At 53.0% G+C, this 24,326-nt stretch carries 20 protein-coding genes; 6 read left to right on the forward strand and 14 right to left on the reverse strand.

Annotation, left to right across the window (positions count from 1 at the left end; genetic code table 11):
* Positions 1-30: 30 nt before the first annotated feature.
* Complete coding sequence (gene mtaB / locus DCC81_RS08870) at positions 31-1,308, reverse strand: tRNA (N(6)-L-threonylcarbamoyladenosine(37)-C(2))-methylthiotransferase MtaB (protein WP_108686180.1); 1,278 nt, start codon at positions 1,306-1,308, stop codon at positions 31-33.
* A gap of 129 nt (positions 1,309-1,437) precedes the next feature.
* Between mtaB and DCC81_RS08875 the strand changes: the two genes are divergently transcribed.
* From DCC81_RS08875 to priA, 3 genes are all read left to right on the forward strand, one after another.
* Complete coding sequence (locus tag DCC81_RS08875; protein WP_165806504.1) at positions 1,438-1,863, forward strand: DUF4258 domain-containing protein; 426 nt, start codon at positions 1,438-1,440, stop codon at positions 1,861-1,863.
* 124 nt (positions 1,864-1,987) lie between these two features.
* Positions 1,988-2,764, forward strand: a complete 777-nt coding sequence (locus DCC81_RS08880) for a lysophospholipid acyltransferase family protein (protein ID WP_240612932.1) — start codon at positions 1,988-1,990, stop codon at positions 2,762-2,764.
* Positions 2,764-5,199, forward strand: a complete 2,436-nt coding sequence (gene priA, locus DCC81_RS08885) for a replication restart helicase PriA (protein ID WP_165806505.1) — start codon at positions 2,764-2,766, stop codon at positions 5,197-5,199. The genes DCC81_RS08880 and priA overlap by 1 nt, the downstream gene beginning before the upstream one ends.
* 2 nt (positions 5,200-5,201) lie before the next feature.
* Here priA and DCC81_RS08890 read toward each other — a convergent pair whose 3' ends face one another.
* Positions 5,202-5,864 carry an NAD(P)H-binding protein gene (locus DCC81_RS08890; RefSeq protein WP_108686183.1) on the reverse strand — a complete coding sequence of 221 codons (663 nt, stop codon included), beginning with the start codon at positions 5,862-5,864 and terminating at the stop codon, positions 5,202-5,204.
* Between the two features lie 49 nt (positions 5,865-5,913).
* On the opposite strand from DCC81_RS08890, the gene murB reads away from it, so the two are divergent.
* Positions 5,914-6,930 (forward strand): UDP-N-acetylmuramate dehydrogenase, encoded by a 1,017-nt coding sequence (murB, locus tag DCC81_RS08895; protein WP_108686184.1) that lies wholly within the window; start codon positions 5,914-5,916, stop codon positions 6,928-6,930.
* 3 nt (positions 6,931-6,933) lie between these two features.
* Here murB and DCC81_RS08900 read toward each other — a convergent pair whose 3' ends face one another.
* The 12 genes from DCC81_RS08900 to DCC81_RS08955 form a co-directional block, all read right to left on the reverse strand.
* Positions 6,934-7,929, reverse strand: coding sequence for a YpdA family putative bacillithiol disulfide reductase (locus DCC81_RS08900; protein ID WP_108686185.1), 996 nt, complete (start codon positions 7,927-7,929; stop codon positions 6,934-6,936).
* Positions 7,930-7,942: 13 nt separating this feature from the next.
* On the reverse strand, positions 7,943-8,470 hold the full coding sequence (locus tag DCC81_RS08905) for a DinB family protein (protein WP_108686186.1): 528 nt from the start codon (positions 8,468-8,470) through the stop codon (positions 7,943-7,945).
* A 31-nt stretch (positions 8,471-8,501) separates the two neighbouring features.
* Entirely contained in the window at positions 8,502-9,407 is a 906-nt protein-coding gene (locus tag DCC81_RS08910) for a class I SAM-dependent methyltransferase (protein WP_108686187.1), read from the reverse strand.
* Between the two features lie 94 nt (positions 9,408-9,501).
* Positions 9,502-10,098, reverse strand: coding sequence for an HXXEE domain-containing protein (locus tag DCC81_RS08915; RefSeq protein WP_165806506.1), 597 nt, complete (start codon positions 10,096-10,098; stop codon positions 9,502-9,504).
* Between the two features lie 377 nt (positions 10,099-10,475).
* Complete coding sequence (locus DCC81_RS25545; protein ID WP_165806507.1) at positions 10,476-11,024, reverse strand: hypothetical protein; 549 nt, start codon at positions 11,022-11,024, stop codon at positions 10,476-10,478.
* A 77-nt stretch (positions 11,025-11,101) separates the two neighbouring features.
* Positions 11,102-11,536 (reverse strand): phosphohydrolase, encoded by a 435-nt coding sequence (locus tag DCC81_RS08925; RefSeq protein ID WP_240612933.1) that lies wholly within the window; start codon positions 11,534-11,536, stop codon positions 11,102-11,104.
* A gap of 270 nt (positions 11,537-11,806) precedes the next feature.
* A complete protein-coding gene (nagB, locus tag DCC81_RS08930; RefSeq protein ID WP_108686191.1) occupies positions 11,807-13,729 on the reverse strand; it encodes a glucosamine-6-phosphate deaminase in 1,923 nt (640 codons plus the stop codon).
* 659 nt (positions 13,730-14,388) lie between these two features.
* Complete coding sequence (locus tag DCC81_RS08935) at positions 14,389-16,032, reverse strand: beta-N-acetylhexosaminidase (RefSeq protein WP_165806508.1); 1,644 nt, start codon at positions 16,030-16,032, stop codon at positions 14,389-14,391.
* A gap of 209 nt (positions 16,033-16,241) precedes the next feature.
* Positions 16,242-17,006, reverse strand: coding sequence for a copper homeostasis protein CutC (locus DCC81_RS08940; protein WP_108686193.1), 765 nt, complete (start codon positions 17,004-17,006; stop codon positions 16,242-16,244).
* Positions 17,006-18,055 (reverse strand): N(4)-(beta-N-acetylglucosaminyl)-L-asparaginase, encoded by a 1,050-nt coding sequence (locus DCC81_RS08945; RefSeq protein ID WP_108686194.1) that lies wholly within the window; start codon positions 18,053-18,055, stop codon positions 17,006-17,008. The genes DCC81_RS08940 and DCC81_RS08945 overlap by 1 nt, the downstream gene beginning before the upstream one ends.
* Before the next feature lie 165 nt (positions 18,056-18,220).
* Positions 18,221-19,213: an ROK family protein gene (locus DCC81_RS08950; RefSeq protein WP_108686195.1), complete on the reverse strand. Its 993-nt coding sequence runs from the start codon at positions 19,211-19,213 to the stop codon at positions 18,221-18,223.
* Positions 19,185-21,110 carry an MFS transporter gene (locus DCC81_RS08955; RefSeq protein ID WP_205686276.1) on the reverse strand — a complete coding sequence of 642 codons (1,926 nt, stop codon included), beginning with the start codon at positions 21,108-21,110 and terminating at the stop codon, positions 19,185-19,187. Before DCC81_RS08955 ends, DCC81_RS08950 begins: the two co-directional genes overlap by 29 nt.
* Before the next feature lie 251 nt (positions 21,111-21,361).
* Between DCC81_RS08955 and galK the strand changes: the two genes are divergently transcribed.
* Both galK and DCC81_RS08970 read left to right on the forward strand, forming a co-directional pair.
* On the forward strand, positions 21,362-22,522 hold the full coding sequence (galK, locus tag DCC81_RS08965; protein WP_108686196.1) for a galactokinase: 1,161 nt from the start codon (positions 21,362-21,364) through the stop codon (positions 22,520-22,522).
* 1,024 nt (positions 22,523-23,546) lie between these two features.
* On the forward strand, positions 23,547-24,326 hold the full coding sequence (locus DCC81_RS08970; RefSeq protein ID WP_108686529.1) for a GNAT family N-acetyltransferase: 780 nt from the start codon (positions 23,547-23,549) through the stop codon (positions 24,324-24,326).

Consider the following 24,326-nt stretch of genomic DNA (forward strand, 5'->3'; position numbering starts at 1 on the left):
CCCAGGTTTTCAACTTGACCCCACATGATCCTATCGCAGTTCCCACTCCACGATTTCATTCTTCCAGTCTTCCCGGAAGTTAGTGGTCACCTTAATGTAGTTATCCGTATAGCCATCCATGTAACCATCGCGGTTAAAGATCTCAAACAGCACGGGGCGTTTCTGCCCTACATGCTGCTCGTTGAAGAATTGCTGTTTTTTATGACTCAGGTTGCGCAACATTTTATTGCGCTCATTGCGTACGTGCACGGGCACTACGGGTTGTATGTCCAATGCAGTGGTGTTAGCGCGTTCTGAGTAGGTGAATACGTGCAGGTAGCTTACATCCAGGCCGTGCAGGAAATCGTAGGTTTCCTGGAAGTGTGCATCTGTTTCTGCGGGGAAGCCCACGATCACATCCACCCCGATGGCGCAATGCGGCATTTTTTCTTTAATGCGTTTTACTTTTTCCGCGTACAGCTCGCGGCGGTACCGGCGGCGCATGAGGCCCAGGATATCATTGCTGCCACTTTGCAAAGGAATGTGGAAGTGGGGCATGAATTTACGGCTGGTGCTCACAAAGTCAATGATCTCATCGCTGAGCAGGTTAGGTTCAATGGAAGAAATGCGGTAACGGTCTATGCCTTCCAGTGCATCCAGTGCCTGGATGAGCTCAAAGAAAGTTTCTTCGCGTTTTTTGCCGCCTTCAAAGCCTTTCCCGAAATCGCCCAGGTTCACACCGGTGAGCACGATCTCGCGCACGCCATTGGCGGCCAGTTCTTGGGCTTGCGCTACCACGTTCTCCACGCTGTTGCTGCGGCTTTTGCCGCGGGCCATGGGAATGGTGCAGAAAGCACAGGTATAATCGCAACCATCCTGCACTTTCAGGAAGGTGCGGGTACGGTCGGCTACGGAGTAGGAGGAGTGGAAGGTGTTTACGTCTTCGATATCACAGGAGCAGATCCTGGCGCTGTCACCTTTGGTCAGCTCTTTCAGGTGTTGTACAATGTTGAATTTTTCCGCGGCGCCCAGCACCAGGTCTACGCCTTCAATGCTGGCAATTTCCTCCGGTTTCAGCTGCGCGTAGCAGCCGGTGATCACCACCATACTTTCCGGCGCGCGGCGCTGGATGCGGCGTACCAGGTGGCGGCATTCTTTGTCCGCGTTGTCGGTCACGGAGCAGGTATTGATAACATACACGTCTGCGGCGGACTCAAAGTCCGTTTTGATGAAGCCGTCATTTTCCAGTAACCTGCTGATGGTAGAGGTTTCGGAAAAGTTGAGCTTACAACCCAGGGTATGAAATGCTACTGTTTTGGCCGTTGTCATAAGGGCGCAAAGTTACGGATTTTGCCCGCTCCCAGCGGCAATGAAAAGGCACTGGTTAAAAATGACAATTTCATCATATTTATTACAAATAATAAATTTCTACATTTGTTGCCTTTCAAACCTGACCATATGAAGCACTACGCGCTCAGCGCTAAGCAGTTACCTACTGTTTTATTCTTTATTGCCAGCCTGTTTTTCATTGCCGCCTGCCAGCAAACCACGCATCCGGGGCAGGATTCCGACTTCAAAAAGCGCATTAATCCCGCCAGCGCGGACGGGCTGGACCGCCACGCCCACCTGGTGTATACCCGGCATGCCCGCTGCCGCATGGGCTGCCGCCACATTACCGAAGAAGAAGTGGAGGAGATCCTGGAATACGGGGAAGTGAATCCCAAGAAATCTGACCCGAATGATAAACCTTGTCCTTCGTTTGCACTGGAAGGCCACACACACGAAGGGCAGCACCTGCGCATCGTGTTTGCACCCTGTGACCGTGATACCAAGGTGGTGACGTGCATAGACCTGGATGCGGAGTGGAGCTGTGCGTGTGACTGACGGGGAGAGAAGAGGGAACTCGCAATTTTGTCGTAATTTTCAGCCCCGGATCGCCCTTTTTGAAAGACATCCGGGCTAACAAATATTCCAAGGGCCTGCCGGAGCAGGTTTCAACTTAATCCTGATGATGCGTTTTTTATCGAAAGTTATCCGTGTGCTGTATGTGATCTGGGCCAGCTGCTGGTTTATTGGAATCATGTTGCTGATCCTGCCCTTTATCGTGCTGGCCTCTTTCCTGGGGCGCATTACCGGTGGCAATGTGATCTATTATTTCCTGTGGTTCTGGTCCCGCACGTGGTTCCCGCTGGTGGGTATGTTTGTGAAGAAAACCTACGTGGGCGACCATAGCGATAAGTCTTCGATGATGTACGCGGTAAACCATACTTCCTACCTGGATGCCGCATTGGCCGTAGGCCAGGTAAGATTACCTTTCCGCCCGCTGGGTAAAATTGAAATGCAGAAGATCCCCCTGTTCGGGTTCATTTATAAACACGCCGTGGTAACGGTGGACCGTTCTTCCGCGCGCGACCGTGTGCTGAGCGTGCGCAAGATGATAGATACCCTGAAGCAGGGTGTGTCTATCCTCATTTTCCCGGAAGGCAGTACCAATACTACCGGGCAGCCGCTGATGCCTTTTCACAATGGGGCGTTCAAAATTGCCATTGAAACACAAACCGATATTAAACCCATTCTTTTCCTGGACAACATAGACCGTTTCCCCGAAGGGAAAGGCCTGCTGGCCCTGAACCCTGGCCGGGTGCGCATTGTATACCTGCCGGCCATTTCCGTGAAAGGCCTCACGATAGCAGACCAGAACACCCTGAAGCAGCAGGTCTATGATGTAATGGAAGCGGCCCTGCGCCAGTACCGCACTTACCCGGAAATCCCCGTACAGGCTTGATGTTTGCAGATGTCATATTACCACTAGCACTACCCAGGATCTATACTTACAGCATTCCACCCAGGATGGAAGGGCAGTTGCAACCCGGCAGCCGCGTGGCGGTACAGCTGGGCAAGCAAAAGAAGTATGCCGGCATTATCCGCGCTGTGCATGCACAGGCGCCCGAGTACAAGACCAAACCTGTACTGGACCTGCTGGATAAAGATCCTGTCGTATATCCCACACAGTTAGCCTTCTGGGCCTGGCTGGCGGAGTATTACATGTGCACGGAAGGAGAGGTGCTCAATGCCGCCCTGCCCGCACACCTGAAACTTTCCAGTGAATCTGTGCTGCTGCTCAATGAAGCCTATGGAGAAGATTTCTCCGACCTGAATGATGATGAATATTTGATTGCCGAAGCCCTTCAGCTCCGCAAGGAGCTGCGCATTGGCGAGGTGCAGCTCATCTTGGACAAGAGCGATGTGTACAGCGTGATCAAAAAGCTCATCGAAAAAAAGGTGTGCCTGATCTACGAGGAGCTGCGCGAAGTATACAAAGAGAAGAAGGAAAACTACGTGGTGCTGCAGGAGCAGTATAGCGGGGATGCAGCGCTGTCTGCCCTCTTTAACGAGATGGGCCGCGCGCCCAAGCAGATGGAATTGCTCCTGGCTTATTTGCACCTGCTGAAAACACAGGGCAATGTGCTGCAAAGTGAACTGCTCAAAAAAGCCGGCGCCAGTGCCGCCCAGCTGAAAGGCCTGGTGGAGAAAGGTGTGGTGCGGGTAGAGCAGCGCACGGTAGACCGTGTGCCCATGGGCAGGCAGGAAATGCAGCTGGACGTGGAACTAAGCCCTGCCCAGCAAAAGGCCTGGGAAGAGCTGCAGCAACAAACGGAGCAAAAGGCCGTGACACTGCTGCATGGCGTTACTTCCAGCGGTAAGACCCAGCTCTATGTACGCATGATCGAAAGGTACCTGCAGCAGGCACGCCAGGTGCTATACCTGTTGCCTGAAATTGCACTCACCGCGCAGATCATCCGCCGCCTGCAAAAACACTTCGGGGGCAAGATCGGCATTTACCATTCTAAATTCAGCAATAACGAAAGGGTAGAGATCTGGAACAAGGTGAAGTCCGGCGAGATCCAACTCGTAGTGGGCGCGCGTTCCAGCCTGCTGCTTCCTTTCCGCGACCTGGGCCTGGTGATCCTGGATGAAGAGCATGACAGCTCCTACAAACAACAGGACCCTGCGCCCCGCTATCATGCCCGCGATGCGGCCATCTATTACGCCAGCCTGTTCAAAGCCAAGGTGGTGCTGGGCTCTGCCACGCCTTCCCTGGAGTCTTATTTCAATGCGCAGCAGGGCAAGTTTGGCCTGGTGACGTTGAATGAGCGCTTTGGCGGCATGCAAATGCCGGAGATTGAGATCGTGGATATGAAGAAAGAGATGGCGGAAAAAACGGTGGACGGGAATTTTTCGGCTGTGCTGAAAACGGCCATCAGCAAGACTTTGGAAGAAAAGAAACAGGTGATCCTCTTCCAGAACCGCCGTGGCTATGCACCGTTCTTACTCTGCACCACCTGCGGCTGGATACCGGACTGCAAGCAATGTGATGTATCGCTAACGTGGCATAAGCACCGGGACAAGTTGCATTGCCACTATTGCGGCACGCAGTATCCCTATATTTATACCTGCGCTGCCTGTGGCAGCCAGACCCTGGTGCCCAAAAGTTTTGGTACGGAAAAAATAGAAGATGACCTGATCCGGGTATTTCCCGATGCCCGCATAGCCCGCATGGACATGGACTCTGTGCGCAACAAGGACAGTCATAATAAAATGATCCAGCAACTGGAAAAGCAGGAAATAGACCTGCTGGTGGGCACGCAGATGGTGGTGAAAGGGCTGGATTTTGAGCACGTGAACTTAGTGGGGGTATTGAGTGCAGACAGTCTCCTGAGCTATCCTGATTTCCGGGTGAATGAACGCGCGTTCCAGTTGATGGAGCAGGTGAGCGGGCGCGCGGGGCGCAAGCATGAGAAAGGCAAAGTGCTTATCCAGGCCAGCAACACCCAGCATCCTATTTTGCAGTATGTGATAGCGCATGATTACCGCGCCATGTACGATACGGAACTGGCCGAGCGCCAGCATTTCGGCTACCCGCCTTATTTCCGTTTACTTCGCATTACCCTGAAACATAAAGACCAGAAAGTGGTAGAGCAGGCCGCGCAGCTGCTGGCCGGCTGGATCCAGCCTATGGGCGTGCATCTGGTAGGCCCTGCCGCCCCGCTGGTGGGGCGGGTGCGCAATTATTACCTGCAGGAAATGTTGCTGAAATTACCACGGGAGGCCAGGGTGCTGGCAGACATTAAACTGCGGCTGAAGGACTTGTTTGTCCAGCTCACGGTGGAAAAGCGCTTCCGGTCTGTGTTCATTGTGCCGGACGTGGATTGTATTTAGCCTTAAGCCTTCCCCAGTTTTTCAATGGCATCCGATTCGTACACATGAATACCCGGCGCTGCTTTCTGTGCCACCCGTACCATGGCCCTGGCAATGGTGCTGGCTTTGATGCCCCGGTACTTCCTGGCGCGGCCCCAGAAAAAGAGGCTTACTACCGGCCACACTGCCTGGAAGATCTTTTCCATCACGCGGCGCTCCCCGCGCTGGCCCATAATGAGGGAAGGACGGAATACCTGTACACTGGCCAGGCCTGCATCCTGTACGGCCCTTTCCACCTCGCCCTTGAGGCGCTGGTAAAAGGAGGCCCGGCCTATGCCCGCACCAATGGAGGAAATGAGCAGGTACTGGTGCACCCCGTTTGCCACGCCAAAGCGGGCGGCCTTTACGGGAATATCAAAGTCGATGGAGCGGTACACCGCCTGGGTCTTTGCCTTGGCCATGGTGGTGCCTATGCAGCAGAAGATCACATCGCCCTGGATGGCCTGCCGGAAAGCCGCATCGTTATTGAAGTCCACCACCACGGTTTCCAGCTTGGGATGTTGCGGGCCTAACGGCTTGCGTACCAATGCGCGCACGTGGGTACAGGCCGCGGTATCGCAGAGCTGGAGGAGCAATTGGTGCCCGGTAAGGCCGGAGCCACCTAATACAATTGCAGTGAATGGCATATCTTAGCTATTGAACGAGGCTACAAATTAATTCTATTTACAGTTATTTATGCAGGTGTCAACAAACGTTTCCTTATTACCCTATAACACTTTCGGTATTCATACAACGGCCCGCTATTTTGGTACGTTCGCCCACCTGGACCAGCTGCAGGAACTGCTGCAATGGCCAGGGGCAGAGGGCCAGCCCCGGCTTATCCTGGGCGGCGGCAGCAACATCCTGCTTACCCGGCCTTTTGATGGGATAGTGCTGAAAAACGAGCTGAAAGGCATCAGCGTTGTAAAAGAGGACGATGAATTTGTATATGTGAAAGCCGGCGCCGGTGAAAACTGGCACAGCTTTGTGCAACATACCATTTCCATGGGCGTGGGTGGATTGGAAAACCTGTCCCTCATCCCGGGCAACGTAGGCGCCAGCCCTATGCAGAACATTGGTGCTTATGGGGTGGAGATCAAAGATGTATTTGAATCGCTGGAAGCCTGGCATATTGAAGACAAATTCCTGGTAAGCTTTGATGCAAAGGCCTGCCAGTTCGGCTACCGCGAGAGCGCCTTCAAACGCCAGTTCAAAGACAAATTTGTGATCCTCTCCGTGACCTACCGGCTGCGTAAAAAGCCGGTGTTCCATACCACGTATGGCGCCATCAGTGCGGAACTGGAGCACATGGGCATAAAAGACCTGTCTATTGAGGCCATCAGCCAGGCGGTGATCAATATCCGCTCTTCCAAGCTTCCTGATCCTAAAAAGGTAGGGAATGCAGGTAGCTTCTTTAAGAACCCCACGGTGAGTGAATCGCAATACCGTGTGTTGAAGAGCACTTTCCCGGAAATAGTGGCTTATCCGCTGGAACACGGTGAATTTAAACTGGCGGCCGGCTGGCTTATTGAACAATGTGGCTGGAAAGGCTACCGCGAGGGCGACGCCGGTGTGCACGAAAAACAAGCCCTGGTGCTGGTAAATTACGGCGACGCCACCGGCGATGAGCTGTTCCGCCTTTCTTCCAAGATCATGCAAAGCGTGCAAACGAAGTTTGGTGTAACACTGGAGCGGGAAGTGAATATCATTTAAGGGCTAGTCTTTCGCCCTGTCCTTCATAATTTTTGCCACGATCTTATCGGCGTGCTCCCGGGAATTTTCGATGAACCATACATGGGTATCGAGGCCGCCGCACACTACGCCTGCCAGGTAGAGGTGGGGCAGGTTTGTTTCCATGGTTTCCGGGTTGTAGGTGGGGCATTGATTGGCGGTGGGCGCTATTTCAATGCCGGTTTCCGCCAGGAAAGGCAGGTCCGGGCGGTAGCCTGTCATAGCCAGCACGTAGTCGTTAGGGATGGTCACTAGGCCGTCCGGTGTCTGGATGTCTACACTGTGGGCGTGGATGGCGGTGAGGTGCGAATTGTAATACACCTTGATGCTGCCTTCCTTGATGCGGTTCTCCATGTCCGGGCGTACCCAGTATTTTACCCGCTTGCCTATTTCGTTCCCGCGGATCACCATGGTTACGTTGGCACCTTTGCGGAAGGTCTCCAAAGCCGCGTCCACACTGGAGTTATTGGCCCCTACCACCACCACGTTCTGCATGGTGTAGTAGTGTGGGTCTTTATAGTAATGGGTCACTTTGGGCAGGTCTTCACCGGGAATGTCCAGGCGGTTCTCTATGTCAAAGAAACCCGTAGCTATCACCACGTCGGCGGCGTTGTAAGTTGCTTTGCCTGTTTTTACCGTATAGCCATTACCGTTAGGCAGTACTTTTTCCACCGTTTCAAAGAGGTGTACATTCAGCTGGTGGGAGTTGGCCACGCGGCGGTAATATTCCATGGCCTCCAGCCGGGTGGGGCGGCGGTTGATGGATACAAAGGGGATACCGCCTATTTCCAGTCTTTCCGAGGTGGAAAAGAAGGTCATGTGCACGGGATAATTATAGAGGGAGTTTACCAGGGTGCCTTTTTCTATCACCACGTAACGGAGGCCGGCTTTCTGGGCTGCCAGGGCAGTGGCCAGGCCTATTGGGCCGCCGCCAATGATAAGCAGGTCGTAAGTGCTGGTTGCGGAAGTTGATTGATCCATAGCTGAAAAGTCCTTATGCCGGGCGGTTGTTGAGAACCGATTCTATCCGGTTGATCTGATGTAAATGTCGTTCTGTGTGCGCTACCAGGTAGTGCAGCCATTCCAGGCCGGTAAGGAAGCCGAAGTGGGGGTGCTCGTAGCCGGCAAATTCCTGGTGGATGTCTTTGTTTGCCAGGGCCTGTTTAATGGCCTCGCGGTTGGCCCGGAAGTCTGTTGCAAATTTACGCACATCCGCGTAAGTAACCGCGCTGTTTTCCGGGGCGCGGTATTGGGTGCGGGTCTGCAGGTCCAGGAACACGCTTTCCAGCTGGGGTAGTTTGGCGTCCGGTTCGCGGCCGTCCAGGGGCCGTGTTTCGCCCTGCAGGGCACGGCACACCGTTTCCTCTATCATCAGCATGTGCGCTGCCACTTCCATGATGCTCCAGGCGGTCTTCTCATTCCTGGCATGCAGTTTCCTGTCGGGGATCGTATCGAGGATGTCGAGAAAGAGGGTCGTATTGGTATCGAGGTCTTGCAGCAGCCGGTTTTTTTCTACGTCCATGACCTTGGTTTTTTGATAAGGTTACAGGTGCTCACCGGCCAGGCATCAACTCTGCCACGGCAATCCGCGAGTACTCAAAACCTTTCATGGCCGCTGCTTTTTGTTTGCCAAAATAGGCATAACGGTAGTCATCTGCTCCCCCGTCATACAGGAGATGGAAATTGCGGTCTTCCAGATAGGTCTCAAACTCGCCGGGCAGTATGCCAAAGGTCCATTCCTCCTGGTCCCTGGCCAGCTTGCGGAACAACTTTCTGGTGCCAATAAACATGCCATTGTTCTCCTTTGTAATCACCCGTTTATCTACGTATGTAAATACCACGCGTGTGCCCGGCGGAAAGCCCTGGATGTAGTGCAGCACATCATCCACGGCGGCATCCGTGATATAATTGGTAACTGCTTCCAGTACAAACAGGGTTTTGTAATGCGCGCGTTGCAGCAGGGCAGGGGCAATGGCGGCCAGGCGCTCCTGGTTAAAGTCTGCCGCTACATAATCTACCGGTTTTAGTGGCATGCGGCTGTCCTGCTCATAAAAGCGGGCCAGCTGTAGTTGTTTGAATTGCTGGGTTTCCGGGTGGTCTACTTCTACAAACTGCACAGTGGGCATCAGCAGGCGGTGAGCCCGGCAATCGTACCCGGCGCCGAGGAGGATCACCTGGTTAATGCCACTTTTCGCGGCCTCGGCAATCGTATCGTCTATAAAACGGGTGCGGGCTACGTTGGCAGTGAGCGCTCCGGGCCAGCGGGTTTCAATGTACCACTGCACTAACCGGCGGCTCCAGGCATGGCGGGCAAAGTGGCTGCCCAGTTTGAGCCAGCCATCCAGGAAGCAGGGGGCAAACGGATCATTAAACAATCGCCGGCCGGGGCCCTGCGCAGATTCAATGGCGCGGAAGAGGGCCATATAGGCGGCGGTTTTGCTGGCTTTCACCAATGCCATAGTAGCATGCGGGTTTTGGGATCAGAATGGCACTGAATATATTGCTTTTTTCCCAACAGGAAGTGAGCGGGTTGTTAACGGCAGTGCCCTGTATCTATACCAGCAGCTTGCTGAGCCCGAGCGCCAGGGTGATGCTCACCAGCCCCATTAGCAGGCCTGCCCAAAGGCATTTGATGAACAGGGGCAGTGTAAGGATGCCCAGGCGGCGCTGGCGCACCAGCTGGTAAATGCCCAGGGGTATGCTAAATAACAGTACGGTAATAACGCCGGGCGTGTAGTGGTGCAGGATGCCGAACAACAGGAGGTGGGGCACCAGCGCATTGAACAGCAGGATGCCTGCCAGCGCGGTGTTGATGCCGCTCACATAGGTGAGCTGGCGGGCACGGAGGGCCACGCCCAGCCACAATAAGGCCATGCACGACAGCAGCATGCTGGCCATCACTTGTTCCGATGGGGTAAGGGCGTTGTTGCTGTAGGCCTGGAGGAGGGTGCCCTGCAGGTGGGTTTCCGTGAGGGCCTCTTCTGCATTGTGGGCCACAAAGGCCAGGGTGAGGGCGCCGGTCCAGCAGCGCTCCTGCACCAGCTGCCGGGCAGTGCCGGTCACGGGGCTGCGGGGCACGCCTTCATTGGTAAGCCCTATTTTCAGTTCAAATTGTTTAAAAAGGTATAATAACCGGTGCAGGAGGGTCATATGTTCCATTTTTAAGCGATGTAGTGCCTGGTAAGTGGTTTTTCGTGGAAAAAGAGCTGTGTTATACGTGTTGTAATGGTAGCAATAATGGAGTTAGCGGAGTTGAAATCCCTGTCGTGGCTGTATCTGTTACGTTATATCCTATGTTCGTATATACTTTACCGTTAGCAGACGTAAAAGGCGGTGCTGTTAAATTAAGGGTTAAAAATATACCATCAAAATCTTTTGCGGGAGATTTGCAACCGGTTGCAGGCGTTCATCGGCCGCAGGCCGCCACCACTGCCGCGGTGCGCGGGTGCTATTAATGCAAAAAAGCTCCACAGGGGAGCTTTCTGCCAGTAATAAGTAAGGTCATATGTTACAAATGTATAACCCGATCAGCGGTCTTCTTCGCCGTCGTATTCCAGTTCTTCATCGTCATCATCCCAGTCCTCGTCATCTTCCAGCAGCAGTGCCGCCTCGGAGCCGGGCTCTATGCCTTCTGCGCGCCAGTACTCCACGATGTTATTGATCTTGTTGATGACCGGTTCAAAATTTTCAATCGGCTGGTCGTTCAGGAACACCTGTACATCAAAGTTCTCGCGGAGCAGGTCGTAGCATTCCTGCAGCACTTCCGCGGATTTGCCGGGTACGTTGCGCAGTGCATCAAAAGAAAGGCGTACGGCGTCAAAGGGGCCGGGCTGGTGCAGGGCTTCTTCCCCGCGCACCATGGGAAACAGCCAAACGATCACATCGTCTCCGGTTTCGTCTTCATTCAGGATGCCAAAGAAGTCGTCCAGTTGCTCAAAGCCCAGGTGGGCCAGCTGTTCAAAGTTGCGTGTTTTAGCCGGGAACTTCGGGTGTTCGGTACCGGTGATCAGGAAAAGATCGCCGAAGCCGGGTTTGTCCTGTTTGAATTTAAAGTCGATTAAGATGTCTTCATCCATATCACTAGGTTTAGTCAGTTTATGCTGGCTTGTTATAAGGCGGAGTAAGAGGTGGGTATTGCCTTTGCAAATAAACGTTATTCATTCATGGCGGCGGAAATTTTCCGGTAGGCTTTGAGGTATTTATTCAGCCGGCTGATGTCTTTTTCACTTACCTCGGGTATACGGCGCAGGTCCATATTATCGGTGAGATCATTCAGTTTTACGCAGCAAGACAGGCGGTTCTGCAGGGTACGCTCCACGAAATGGTCGTAATCTTCGTCGTCAGAAAGTTTGGTGACGCCTTTTAAAGCGGCTATCAGCGCGGGTTCCAGGCCTTCATCCGCCAGGCGTTCAAAGGTCCAGGGAGTATCTTCCACCACATCGTGCAGTACCCCTACTATTTTTTCAGCGTCTGTTTTGCCCATATTCATTACCCGCATTACGTGGCCGATGTAAGGGGCCCCGTACCGGTCCTGCTGGCCCGCATGGGCCGCTACAGCAATTTCCATGGCTCGTTCCAGTGTCATCATGCGTGCGGATAAGGTTTCCGGTCCTTGAAATTAAAATAGTGTTATGGCTAAGCTATAAAAGATTCCTTTAAAGATAAGCATTCCGGGCCAACAAAATTTTTACCCCAAAAACAAAAAGCCCGTGCACCGGGCTGTAAAAGGAAAAAGGTTAATTGTTGATCGTTAATAGCGGGAAGCGGTTCACAGGCAATTTGCGGCAATGGCATTTACCTTAAACCCTCTACGATTAACGGTTCACAATTAACCTTTAACTGTTAACGGTTGACTATTTTAAAAATGGTGCCGTACAAAAGCCTCCATGGCGGCATATTTCTGGAGGCCCAGGCGGTCGTACAGGTCGGCCGTGTTAGCGTTACGGTCTTCTGCACGCTGCCAGAATTCACGCAGGTCGGAGCCCTGGAAGGGTACCACGTCTTTCTGGCTCTGGTGGATGAAGATGCCCAGGCGTTTCTGCATTACCTGGTCAGGGCTCATGGGCACGGCCATTTCAATTTCATGGATGTCCCATTCCTGCCAGGCGCCTTTGTACAGCCATACCCAGCAATCCTTCATCCATGCTTCGTGCTTGAGGATCTGGAGGGCGGCAAACACTGCATCCAGGCACACCTTGTGGGTGCCATGCGGGTCGGCCAGGTCGCCGGCGCAGTAGATCTGGTGCGGTTTTATTTTACGTATGAGGTCTACTGTTAACTGGATGTCTTCATCGCCCAGGGGCTTCTTTTCCACCAGGCCGGTTTCATAGAAGGGCAGGTTCATGAAATGTACATTCTCTTCGGGGATGCCTACGTAGCGGCAGGTGGCCTTAGCCTCGCAGCGGCGTATCAGGCCTTTGATGGCGCGGATATCGGGTGTGTCTTTCTGGCTGGGCTTTTTGGTGCTGATAAAGGCTTTGGCGTCTGCCAGGATCTGGGCGCTCTTGCTGCGGTCCACATCAAACATGGTATCAAAACCTACGGCAAAGTCTACGAAGCGGAGCACAAATTCATCCGTTACCGCAATGTTGCCGGAGGTCTGGTAACCTACGTGCACATCGTGGCCCTGTTCGTGCAGGCGGATGAAGGTGCCACCCATGGAAATGATGTCGTCATCCGGGTGGGGGGAGAAGATGAGTACCCGCTTGCTGGCCGGTTCCGGGCGTTCCGGGTGGTTAGGCAGGTGGGTGTGGGGCTTGCCGCCGGGCCACCCGGTGATGGTATCGCGGATGCTGTTCAGCTCCATGATATTGAGCTCATAGGCGGAGCCGTATTGTACGATCAGGTCATTCAGGCCGTTCTCATTGTAGTCTTTATCCGTGAGCATGAGAATGGGCTTGTTCAGCTTTAACGCCAGGCTGGTTACGGCTTTGCGGATCAGCTTGGGGGTCCATTCACAGTCGCCGGTGAGCCAGGGCTCTTTGTTGCGGGTCAGTTCTTCGGCGGCTTGCTCGTCTACCACAAACTTGGTGTTGGGATGTTGCTGCAGGAGAGAGGCCGGTACGGATTCGGAGCTGGCACCTTCCACGCTGCGGGCCACGATGCGGGCTTTGTGGGAGCCCCAGGCCAGCAGGATGATCTTCTTGGACTTCATGATAGTGCCAATGCCCATGCTGATAGCAAGGCGTGGCATCTGGCTCATATTGGAGAAGTCGTACCCATTTGCCAGGCGGGTGGAGTTATCCAGGGTCACCAGGCGGGTGTGGGAAGCGATGGAAGAACCCGGCTCGTTGAAGCCGATGTGGCCATTGTTGCCAATGCCCAGCACCTGCAGGTCAATGCCGCCTGCTGCTTCGATCTGTTTGTCGTATTGCTCGCAATAAGCCTTCATTTTGTCTTTAGGCTGAGTGCCATCCGGGATGAAGTACTGGCCTGCGGGGATGTCGATGTGGTTGAAGAGTTGTTCCTTCATGAAGCGGTGATAGCTCTGCAGGGCGTCCGGCTCCATGGGATAATATTCATCCAGGTTAAAGGTGATCACGTTTTTGAAGCTGAGGCCTTCTTCTTTGTGGAGGCGTACCAACTCTGCGTACAGTGATTTAGGGGTAGAGCCGGTAGCCAACCCCAATACGCATCGTTGGTTAGCGGCTTGTTTTTCCCGGATGAGCGCTGCAATTTCGGCGGCTACGGCCTTGGCACCCGCTTTTGCAGTAGGGTGTATTTCCACGGCGATCTGCTCGAAACTGTCGATCAGTTCAATTTCCTGGTGGTGAATAGTCATAAGTAAGTTTTGTTTGATGCTTTAAAAATGGAAATGGAAAATTAAAACAAATCCCCAAACCTTGTATGTATTTTTAAAAAGATTGGCCTACTTTTTAAATTTGTGCAAGAAAAACTGGTGGAGTTCGCTTAAGCCAATTACTAAGCTGCTATTATTCAGCATTTTAATTAAAAGTATGATCTACGCTTAATTGGAAATTTTTAAAGGGATCAAAACCTGTTTCGACCGGTTTTGCGTAGATAAATGTGGGTGGGGCGGTCAAAATGCCTTTCAAAAGGTTGCTCAAAAAACCCGTGAGGAAACCCTTTTGTGGAAGTGTTTCATACGTCCCGTTGTTCTATCTTTGCTACCCTTTATATTTTATCAGGATGATCCCGCGGCAACGCGTCCATGACTTTTATTGGTGTAGGAGTCAATAAAAAGCAGCTTCGGCTGAGGCCGGCATGTGTAAACGTGCCGGTTTTTTTTATGGTTGAATTTCGGGAAATGTGCTGCACATGACGGTGGCCCGTGGTCAACGGCCTTACCGCAGGATACCCTGTGGATACGGCTTTCCAGCATGCGGGTACAGAATGACCGTGCACATATTCGTAATTGCTATAAAATAAGAACGCCTGCCCATTTAGTGGCAGGCGTTCTTTATTGTGGTATACAAAGCGCTAGTGCTGTATCAGCGGCGTTACAGACGTGGAGTCCAGTACGTGCCTGGCGTAGTGGACGTCTTTCAGGTCCAGGCGTTTAACATGGACCTTCAGGCGTTCCAGGAAGTTGTTGTAGTCCTTGCGGTTCATGGGCGTCCAGCCTACTTCTGCAGCTGCGCAGGCGCGGGGATAAGCCATGTATTCCGCATAGTCTGTGCTGGCAACGTACTCTGTCCACAGGTTTGCCTGTGCACCTTTGATGTATTTGTATTCATCCGGTTTCAGGGAATCTGTGGGCACGGGATCATAGCTGTATACTTGGCTTACCGGCAGGTAGCCACCGATAGACAGGGGCTCGTTTTTATCATTAGACTGGGCGTGGTCAATGTACAGGTATTTGCCGGGCGTCATGATCACATCGTGGTGCTGGCGGGCTGCGGCAATGCCACCTTCAATGCCTCTCCAGCTCATCACCGTGGCGTTGGGGGCCAGGCCGCCTTCGAGGATCTCATCCCAGCCAATGATCTGGCGTCCTTTGCTGTTCAGGTATTTTTCAATGCGCTGTACAAAGTAGCTCTGCAGGGCATGTTCGTCCTTCAGGCCTTCTGCTTTAATGCGGGCCTGGCATTTGGGGCAGGCCTGCCAGCGGTCCTTGGGGCATTCATCGCCACCAATGTGCACGTATTTGGAAGGGAAGAGGGGCAGCACTTCATCCAGTACATTTTCCAGGAAAGTAAAGGTGCTGTCGTTACCGGCGCAGTACACATCGTGCAGTACGCCCCAGTGGGTAGCTACTTCATACGGGCCACCGGTGCAGCCCAGGTAGGGATAGGCCGCCAGTGCAGCCTGTGCGTGGCCGGGCATTTCAATTTCCGGGATCACGGTCACATGGCGGTCTGCCGCATATTTTACCACGTCTTTTACCTGCTCCTGCGTGTAGTAGCCGCCGTAGGGTGTGCCATCATATTTGTTGTCGCGGTAATGGCCTACGCTGGTTTCCTTGCGCTGGCTGGCCACTTCCTGCAGGCGGGGATAGCGCTTGATCTCAATACGCCAGCCCTGGTCGTCCGTGAGGTGCCAGTGGAAGGTGTTCATCTTATGCATGGCCAGCAGGTCTATGTATTTTTTGATGAAGTCTACCGGGAACATATGACGGCCCACGTCCAGCATCATACCGCGGTAGGAAAAGCGGGGATAGTCTACGATGGTGGCGGCGGGAACCTCCATGGCCGTGGCTTTCTCCACGGGCAGCATCTGGATGAGGCTTTGTATGCCGTAAAAAGTGCCGCTGGCATCATTCCCGCGCACTTTAATGCGGGTCCTGTCTACCGTGAGCGTATAGCCTTCAGGGTGAGTGGTGTCATGGCCGGTTTCCAGGATGATGGAATTGGAAGCGCCGCTTTCACGGATGGGCAGGGCGTAGCCGGTGAGGGGCTCCAGCCATGCGTTAAAGAGGGCGGCAGTGGTTTTGTCGGCTTCGTTGGTGGCAACGATCACCGTGTGTTTCGTGAGCAGGAAAAAGCCGGTCTTTGCGGTCACCTGCACGGGTTGCGGGATAATGGCGATCTGCCCTTTGGCGGCTTTAGGTGCCTGGGCAAAAGAGGCCGTGCCAACACACAGCAGCAACATGCAACAAAGGCGTTGCAAAAGGTTTTTGTTCATTCGGTAAGATTTAAGCACTGCCTGTTCGCAAGGTCAGCATAGTCAAACAAAAAAAGGTTCCGTGCTAATTGTTAGTACAGATGGTGAAATAGAAACAACCTCAGTGTAACGAATAAAACGTGGATGAATGCGTTGAAAAATAGTAAAAAAATGCTGTATAAGTAGAAAAATATTTTGCCGGGCCGGGAAGTCCGCAGGGTGGCGCCGGGTTATGCGTTGCGCTCCTGCAGGGCCTGTACGGCCAGTTCCCGGATCTTTTTCACTTCACTGGCCTGGGTGAGGGCAATGCCGTATTCCGGCACACCGGGAATGCCACCCATGCTCACGTTGGGATTGCGGTAGGTCATTCCACTTTCCACATAAGCCTTGGCCGTGGTGTGGAACTCTGTGGCACCGGTATTCTTCACCAGTGCTGCAATGTTATGTGCCCGTACGCCGGCGCCTACCATGATGGCAATGCGGCCATCCGCCTGCTGTACCAATTGGGCCAGGAGTGCGGCGCCTTCCTCGGCGGTGTTACGCTGGCCGCTGGTGAGCACGCGCTCGCAGCCGGTTTCAATGATATCCTCCAATGCCTGCACGGGATCGGCCGTCATATCAAATGCGCGGTGGAAGGTAACGCCCATGGGCCAGGCCAGGTCCACGAGGGCACTGGTCCGTTCCTTGTCTATGCGGCCATCGGCCGTGAGCAGGCCTATCACCACGCCATTGCAACCCAGCTGTTTACAGAGGATGATGTCTTTTTTCATCAGCTCAAACTCCTGCGCATCGTACAGGAAATCCCCGCCCCTGGGCCGGATGATGGGATAGAGGTCAATGTGCAGCTGCTCCCGCGCCAGCGCAATGGTGGCATAGCTGGGCGTGGTGCCGCCCTCCAGCAGGTTATCACACAATTCCACGCGCTGTGCGCCGCCCTGCTGTGCCGCAATGGCCGATGCCAGGGAGTTGGCGCATATTTCCAGGGTGATGTTCATTAGCTTTCTTTGAAATAGAATTTACTATCGAGGAGCACGTTCTTATCCGCACTGGTGCATACTGCGTAGCTGAAACCTTTCTGAAGGCAGTAGGCGCCGTATTCACCTTTTTTGTTGAGGGCGAGGAAGCCCACCTGCAGCTGGGAAGCGCGTTGTTTGTTCTTTTTCACAATGCGTTCCACCGCTTCCTGGCAGGCCTTTTCCGGCGGGTAGCCCTGGCGCATGAGCTCTACCACCAGGTGGCTGCCGCAAATGCGGATCACCTCTTCGCCCACGCCGGTGGAGGTGGCGCCACCTACTTCATTGTCCACATACAGGCCCGCCCCGATGATGGGAGAGTCACCCACGCGGCCGTGCATTTTAAAGGCCATGCCGCTGGTGGTGCAGGCGCCGGACAGGTTGCCCTGGGCATCCAGGGCCAGCATACCGATGGTGTCATGGTTATACTGGTTGCCGGGCAGGCGCAGGGGATTGAAGGTGGTGGCATCGTTACCATTGTACGATCTGTTCTCGATATTGATCTCCGGTTTGTATTCAGATTTTTTGAGCCATTCTTTCCAGGCCTTTTCTGCTTCGGGCGTCAACAGGTTTTCCTTTTTGAAACCCTGTGCCTGGGCAAACTGGAAAGCGCCGTCGCCCACGATCATTACGTGCGGGGTTTTTTCCATTACCAGGCGGGCCACGGAGATGGCGTGTGTTACGTGTTCCAGGGCGGCTACGGAGCCACAATTGCCCAGTTCATCCATGATGCAGGCGTCCAGCGTTACGCGGCCGTCGCGGTCGGGGAAGCCGCCGTAGCCTACGGTGGATATCCTGGGATCTGCTTCGGGCACTTTTACGCCGGTTTCCACCGCATCGAGGGCGCGGCCTTTTGCGGCCAGTACTTCCCAGGCGGCTTTATTGGCCGGCAGGCCAAAATCCCAGGTAGAGATCACAACCGGTTTGTTAGCAGTGGGTGCAGCGCCGGAAGCCGCGCGGGCGGCGCTTTTCCAGGAAAATGCGGCGGCCGCGGTGGTGGCCAGCTTTAAAAAATTTCTTCTGTTGTGCATAAGCGGATGTAGCAGTTGTAACCTGATAAAACTACAAAAGGTTTTCTGAAAAGTGTAGGGCCGGATTGAGCGGGTGGGAGCGGGGTGAAAACAGTATCAGGAATGGATAATAAAAAAGCCCCGCAGCATTCACTGCGGGGCTTCCATTATTTTTATAACATACCGCTACTCGAGGTGTGCTTCTGCTTTCTGGTCTGTTTTCATTTCCCAGGCCAGCGCGCTGGCGCCGAGGATGGCGGCATCGCTTTCCTTAAGCTCGGAGAAAACGAGTTTCACCTTGTTCTGGAAAATAGGGAGCAGGTTGATCTCCATGTGGTGACGCACGGGCTTCATGATCATGTCGCCAGCCTTGGTGAGGCCACCAAAGAGGATGATGGCTTCGGGGGAGGAGAACATCACAAAGTTAGCCAGGGCGGCGCCCAGTACCATGCCGGTGTACTCGTACACTTCCATTGCCAGGGGATCGCCTTGCCTGGCGGCTTCAAATACCACTTTGGAATCTACCTGGTCGCGGGGCGTCTGGCGGATGATGCTTTCCTGGTCCGGGCGCTGGTCCAGGAATTCCAGGGCGGTGAGGGCTACGCCGGTGGCGGATGCATATGCTTCCAGGGAGCCGCGCATGCCGGTGCCGGCGTGCACGCGACCACCGGGGATCACGATGCAGTGGCCCAGTTCACCCGCAAAACCGTCGTGGCCGTAGATCAGCTGGCCATTGGCCACAATGCCGCTGCCTACGCCGGTACCCAGGGTAATGGTGATGAAATCTTTCATGCCGCGGGCCGCGCCATAGGTCATTTCACCAATGGCAGCTGCGTTGGCATCGTTGGTCAGCACTGCGGGCAGGTCAAAGTAGTCCTGCAGCAGGTTGGCCAGCGGAATAATGCCTTTCCAGCGGAGGTTAGGAGCGTAATCAATGGTGCCGGTGTAGTAGTTGCCATTTGGCGCACCCACCCCGATACCACGGATGTTATCTTTACCACCTACTTTTTCGATGAGTACATCGAGGCGTTCTTTCAGTTCATTTAAAAAGGAAGTAATGTCACCATGTGCTTTGGTAGACATGCGGCCATCGTACAAGATATTGCCACGACGGTCTACAATGCCGAACACGGTGTTGGTGCCACCAATATCAATGCCCACCGCTAACTGCTGACTCATAATCGATACCCTGAGATTTTAAAATAGATTTTACGCGGAATGCAAAGAATGCAATGTAAGCAAAGCATAACGCTGGAATAATGTAAGAGAGGTGGATGCCGATAGCCGGAATATCTGCCAGACCGCCCTGTACCGGTGGGATCAGCGAACCGCCGAGGATCATCAGTACCAGGAAAGAAGAAGCCTGACCGGTGTACTTGCCCAGACCACTGATGGACAGTGCGTAGATGCAGGGCCACATTACGGAACAGAACAGGCCACCGCTTACAAAGGCAAAGGTAGAAACATATCCGGTAGTACAAATACCAACCAGCATAAAAGCTACACCAAGTATGCCAAAGATCATGAGGGTCTTGGCCGGTTTGTCCTGTGCAGCCAGGAAACCGATGATCTGGATCACGATGCAGATGGCGTAAGGATACAGCATGCTTACATCAGTACCCTGGATCACGTTTGCGCCCAGGACCACGCCGTAAGCGATGAACGGAACGATCACGGAGAGCACCTTGCGGGTGGAGGCCGATACGTTGAACACACTGATGGCGCTGGTCCAGCGGCCGATCATCAGGCTACCCCAGAACAGGGAGATGAAAGGTGCCAGTTCAGATTCCTTGAGGCCCTGGGCAGTGAGGAAGCCCGGTGTTTTCAGGAGTGCGCCCATATTGCTGGCGATGGATACTTCCACCCCCACGTAAATGAAGATGGCAAGCATACCCAGTACCAGCTGGGGATATTTCATAGCGCCCCAGCCTTCGCCGGATTGCGCTGCAGATTTGGAATAGAGGATGGTGCCAATGATACCAACGATACCCACGACGAAGCAGATAAGCTCCATCTTGAACACGAGGCCCAGCAGGATGAGCACAAACATACCGGTGATCACTGTGAGGCTGCGGCTGGCTTTGGGAGAGCTTTCAAAATGCTCGTCCGCATCGGTGGCTTCTGGCATTTTGGTGATGGCAAAAATACCGGCTGCCACGAGGAACAGCACGATGAGCAGGATGTAAAGGGTGTTGATGCTGTTGATGCTGGCATTATCCACGCTGCCGCCTTTAGCGCCAAACAGGAGGTAGCTTACCAGGATGGGGCCGATGGTGGTACCGAAGGAGTTGATACCGCCGGCCAGGCTCAGACGGTTAGCGCCTTGTTCCGGGTTACCGAGTAATACGGCAAAGGGATTGGCAGCGGTCTGCTGGAGGGAGAAGCCAAGGGCCACGATGAAAAGAGCGCCGAGGATGAGGCCAAAGTAGCCGAAAGTCACCGTCTGGTTATGCACGGTGCCCAGTTCTGCAACGATGGGAGTGATATTCGCCGGTTCAAACGGAGCGCGGTATTCTTTGTCTTCCTGGAAAGCGGTGAATGCACCACCTTTTACCAGGGCAAGCAATTGTACGTCGTTGAGATATTTGTCCGCAGTTTTTTCTTTAGTGTCATCCTTATCAAAAGGGACTACTACCTGGTACACATCGTGCTTGTCCTTGCGGATCTTCACGGTGCGGTCAGTGCTCTGCAGTTGCTGGTCAGTAACAAAGCTGGTAATGTCGGCAGCAGTTTCCTGGATGGAAACGATCCGTTCTTTGTTTACAGCCGGGATCATCAAGATAGACCCGAAAACAGAGATCAGCAGGCCATAGATAATACCCTTCTTATAACCGATCTTGTTGAGGATATCGATCTTGCGTGCAGCGGAGAGGAAGTACAGGATCAGCGATCCGATAAAGTACGCGCTGTAAAACGCAAAGTCGATCAGCTGAGATTGGAGCTGGGTGAGGTTGAAGTGCGATTTACAGAACGGAATAAAAATACTGTTGGATGCGGCCAGAAATCCCCAAAAGAAGAAAACTAAGATTAAAACAAAAAAGGAGGGATGTGTGCCTTGCTTTTGTTGCTGCGACATAGATAGATGATAGATTTCAGTAAAATTAGGTGCTAAATGTAGAAATTATTTTTTTATAAAGCTTTCAAAATTGGAAATCTTTGCTGCCATTTGCCCCTATCATTGAATAATATTTAAAACCCCAAATGGTTTCCGTTGGGCTGAATGCCGGGGCCGGGTATAAAATTTTGTGGGCAATACCAGCTTTTGTACTAGGTTATTTGAATTTTTTTATACTTTTAGGTGTAAGAATTACCCTTATTATTTTTTGAATGATACAGCAAGTTTCTGAGAAATTCCACTCGTTATTTGGAAAAACGCCGCTCATTGTCAGCTCTCCGGGTCGTATTAACCTGATCGGGGAACATACCGACTATAACAATGGTTTTGTAATGCCGGCCGCTATTGATAAGCGCATTATATATGGAGTACAGCTGAACGGTACGCGTACCTGCACTGCCCACGCGGTGTATGTAGATGAGACTGTAAGCTTCTCCCTGGATGACGTGAAACCTACTCCCGGGTGGATCAATTACCTCATGGGCGTGGTGGACCAGCTGCAGAAACGGGGGTATGATGTACCCGGTTTTGACTGCGTAGTGGATGGCGATATTCCTGTAGGCGCAGGCCTGAGCTCCTCCGCCGCGGTGGAAGGTGGCCTGGTGATGGCGCTCAACGAATTGATGGGCCTGGGACTAAGCCGTATAGATATGGCACTGATAGGGCAGAAGGCGGAACACACCTTCCCCGGGGTGAAATGCGGTATCATGGACCAGTTTGCCAATCTGCACGGTAAAAAGAACCAGGTGATCCTGCTGGATTGCCGCTCCCTGGAATATCAATACTACCCGTTTGAATTTCCGGATTATAAAATTGTGCTGTGCAATACGATGGTGCATCACTCCCTGGCCAGCTCTGAATACAATGTGCGCCGCCAGCAGTGCGAAACCGGTGTGGCGGCTATCCAGGAACTGTACCCGGGTGTGGCTTCCCTGCGCGATGCATCCCTGGAACAGCTGAACCAGGTGCGCGATAAGATCAGTGCCGAGGTATACCAGCGCTGCCAGTTTGTAATAGACGAGATAGCCCGTACCCAGAAAGCCGGCCCGCTGCTGGCCAAGGGGGACCTGGCTGAATTTGGCCGCCTGATGTTTGAAACCCATGAGGGGCTTAGCAAGGATTACAATGTAAGCTGCCCTGAGCTGGACCTGCTGGTGGAACTGGCGAAGGTAAGGCCGGAAGTAGCTGGCTCCCGTATGATGGGCGGCGGCTTTGGCGGCTGTACCATTAACCTGGTGGAAGCCGGGGCGGTGGATAGTTTTGTACAATATATTAAGGAACACTACCACCATGAGACCAGCAAGCAACCGGAGGTATATGTGACCACGATACAGGATGGCACTTCGGTGGTGCACCAGAAAGCGGAGGCGTAAATAGTTTTGCTTTCCCGGTCTGCTCCAGGTAGATGAACCGGATGCTAAGGGTATTGCCGCAAGTTGATACGAGCGGAAATGCTGCGGGTTACTGCGCTGCGCCGGGGTGAATGCTACGACACAATTTTCACCTTTGGCGGGCGGGGCTTCGCTGCATTTCTGTTTTCGCGCCAATGGTTTTGACTACCTTTCATCTTCAGCAGTTTCAACAGTTTTTCAGCAGTTTCAGCAGCTTTTCAGTAGCTTCAGCAGTTCAATAAACGGGAACCTATAAGCGCCGTGTCAGGTACCCTGTAGCGGCTGTTACACGGTAATTCCCCAGCGATCTATCCACCCTACTCATTTCCAGGCAGTTTACCTTGCACTGAACCGCCGCCCGGGCGCTCTATAAGCGCCGCGTCAGGTACCCGGTAGCGGCTGTTACACGGTAATTCCCAGCGATCTATCCACCCATTCATTTCCAGGCAGTTTACCTTGCACTGAACCGCCGCCCGGACGCACTATAAGCACCCGCCGGCCCTGTCCTGCCGCGGCTATAAGCCTCCTGCGGGCGTACCTTGTACATTTGCAATGTTAAGTTTTGCAGGCCCCTGGAAAACTATAAAACGTATTTTCCTGGAAATCAAAGCGCTGCCAGCCGGGCGCCCCAATTTTTTTAACGGTTCGCTTACAAAAAAGTTGGACCTATATAAATAATAATGTTATAACTTTGCGTTCCTAAACTAAAGATGATTTAATTCACATTTAAATGATGAACTGAAGTTGAAAAACTTTGCAACCCATAACTACATTTCTGCTTTCCACCCGGTGCTCCAATCCGGTGTGGTTACTCCTGGGTTCCATCTCTTTAGCTATCTCTGCCGACGACCTCGCATTTGATAGTTGCTGCACTTCCGGCAAGCTATCATAAATCTTCCTTCCGAACCGTTCTTCGTGGCGGCATTCCCCCCGGAACTGGAACGATTTTTTATACCCATTGTACTCTTTTTCATTATTACTTCACCGTTTTCAATTTTTGAGTAAGTTGGAAAATCCGAATATTATTGTCAGGGTAGCCACTTCTGACGATGCGCACTATGCAAAAACCATCACCGATGAGATGGAAGCGTCTGCCAAGGCGCGTGGGACTGGTATTGCCAAACGTTCTCCCGATTATGTGGTCCTGAAAATGACGGAAGGCAAAGCCGTGATTGCGCTCACCGATAAGGGTGAATGGGTAGGCTTTTGCTATATCGAAGCATGGGGACACGAGAAATTTGTAGCCAATTCCGGCCTGATCGTGAATCCTGATTTCCGTGGCCATGGCGTAGCCAAATCCATCAAGGAAAGGATCTTCCAGCTTTCCCGTGAAAAATATCCTGACGCTAAGATCTTTGGTCTCACCACCGGCCTGGCCGTCATGAAGATCAACAGCGACCTGGGTTACGAGCCGGTAACCTATTCCGAGCTCACAGACGATAATGAGTTCTGGAAAGGCTGCCAGAGCTGCGTCAATTTTGATATCCTCACTGCCAAGAACCGCAAGAACTGCCTCTGCACCGCTATGCTGTACGATCCCGCTGAAAAAGCAAAGGACGAAGCCAGGGCAGCAGAACCTGCAGAAAAGATGGCAACGGCAGACACACAATTCTCTGTGACCACTACCGGTACCATTGAAAAAGCCAAACGTAAGCGCGGCTACAAAAAGGATTTCAAACTGTTTGAACGCTGGCTGCGTTACAAAAAATATGTGTTGCTCAATTCCCGCAAGGAAGGTGGCGATGCACACCACAAACGCAGGTTCTTCCTGTTTAACATTTTCTAG

The organism is Chitinophaga parva (assembly GCF_003071345.1).
In the GTDB taxonomy this organism is placed as follows: domain Bacteria; phylum Bacteroidota; class Bacteroidia; order Chitinophagales; family Chitinophagaceae; genus Chitinophaga; species Chitinophaga parva.

Excerpts from the sequence above, each read along its gene's own strand:
- mtaB (WP_108686180.1), bottom strand. The coding sequence starts at position 1,308 with ATGACAACGGCCAAAACAGTAGCATTTCATACCCTGGGTTGTAAGCTC.
- DCC81_RS08875 (WP_165806504.1), top strand. The coding sequence starts at position 1,438 with ATGAAGCACTACGCGCTCAGCGCTAAGCAGTTACCTACTGTTTTATTC.
- DCC81_RS08880 (WP_240612932.1), top strand. The coding sequence starts at position 1,988 with ATGATGCGTTTTTTATCGAAAGTTATCCGTGTGCTGTATGTGATCTGG.
- priA (WP_165806505.1), top strand. The coding sequence starts at position 2,764 with ATGTTTGCAGATGTCATATTACCACTAGCACTACCCAGGATCTATACT.
- DCC81_RS08890 (WP_108686183.1), bottom strand. The coding sequence starts at position 5,864 with ATGCCATTCACTGCAATTGTATTAGGTGGCTCCGGCCTTACCGGGCAC.
- murB (WP_108686184.1), top strand. The coding sequence starts at position 5,914 with ATGCAGGTGTCAACAAACGTTTCCTTATTACCCTATAACACTTTCGGT.
- DCC81_RS08900 (WP_108686185.1), bottom strand. The coding sequence starts at position 7,929 with ATGGATCAATCAACTTCCGCAACCAGCACTTACGACCTGCTTATCATT.
- DCC81_RS08905 (WP_108686186.1), bottom strand. The coding sequence starts at position 8,470 with ATGGACGTAGAAAAAAACCGGCTGCTGCAAGACCTCGATACCAATACG.
- DCC81_RS08910 (WP_108686187.1), bottom strand. The coding sequence starts at position 9,407 with ATGGCATTGGTGAAAGCCAGCAAAACCGCCGCCTATATGGCCCTCTTC.
- DCC81_RS08915 (WP_165806506.1), bottom strand. The coding sequence starts at position 10,098 with ATGACCCTCCTGCACCGGTTATTATACCTTTTTAAACAATTTGAACTG.
- DCC81_RS25545 (WP_165806507.1), bottom strand. The coding sequence starts at position 11,024 with ATGGATGAAGACATCTTAATCGACTTTAAATTCAAACAGGACAAACCC.
- DCC81_RS08925 (WP_240612933.1), bottom strand. The coding sequence starts at position 11,536 with ATGATGACACTGGAACGAGCCATGGAAATTGCTGTAGCGGCCCATGCG.
- nagB (WP_108686191.1), bottom strand. The coding sequence starts at position 13,729 with ATGACTATTCACCACCAGGAAATTGAACTGATCGACAGTTTCGAGCAG.
- DCC81_RS08935 (WP_165806508.1), bottom strand. The coding sequence starts at position 16,032 with ATGAACAAAAACCTTTTGCAACGCCTTTGTTGCATGTTGCTGCTGTGT.
- DCC81_RS08940 (WP_108686193.1), bottom strand. The coding sequence starts at position 17,006 with ATGAACATCACCCTGGAAATATGCGCCAACTCCCTGGCATCGGCCATT.
- DCC81_RS08945 (WP_108686194.1), bottom strand. The coding sequence starts at position 18,055 with ATGCACAACAGAAGAAATTTTTTAAAGCTGGCCACCACCGCGGCCGCC.
- DCC81_RS08950 (WP_108686195.1), bottom strand. The coding sequence starts at position 19,213 with ATGAGTCAGCAGTTAGCGGTGGGCATTGATATTGGTGGCACCAACACC.
- DCC81_RS08955 (WP_205686276.1), bottom strand. The coding sequence starts at position 21,110 with ATGTCGCAGCAACAAAAGCAAGGCACACATCCCTCCTTTTTTGTTTTA.
- galK (WP_108686196.1), top strand. The coding sequence starts at position 21,362 with ATGATACAGCAAGTTTCTGAGAAATTCCACTCGTTATTTGGAAAAACG.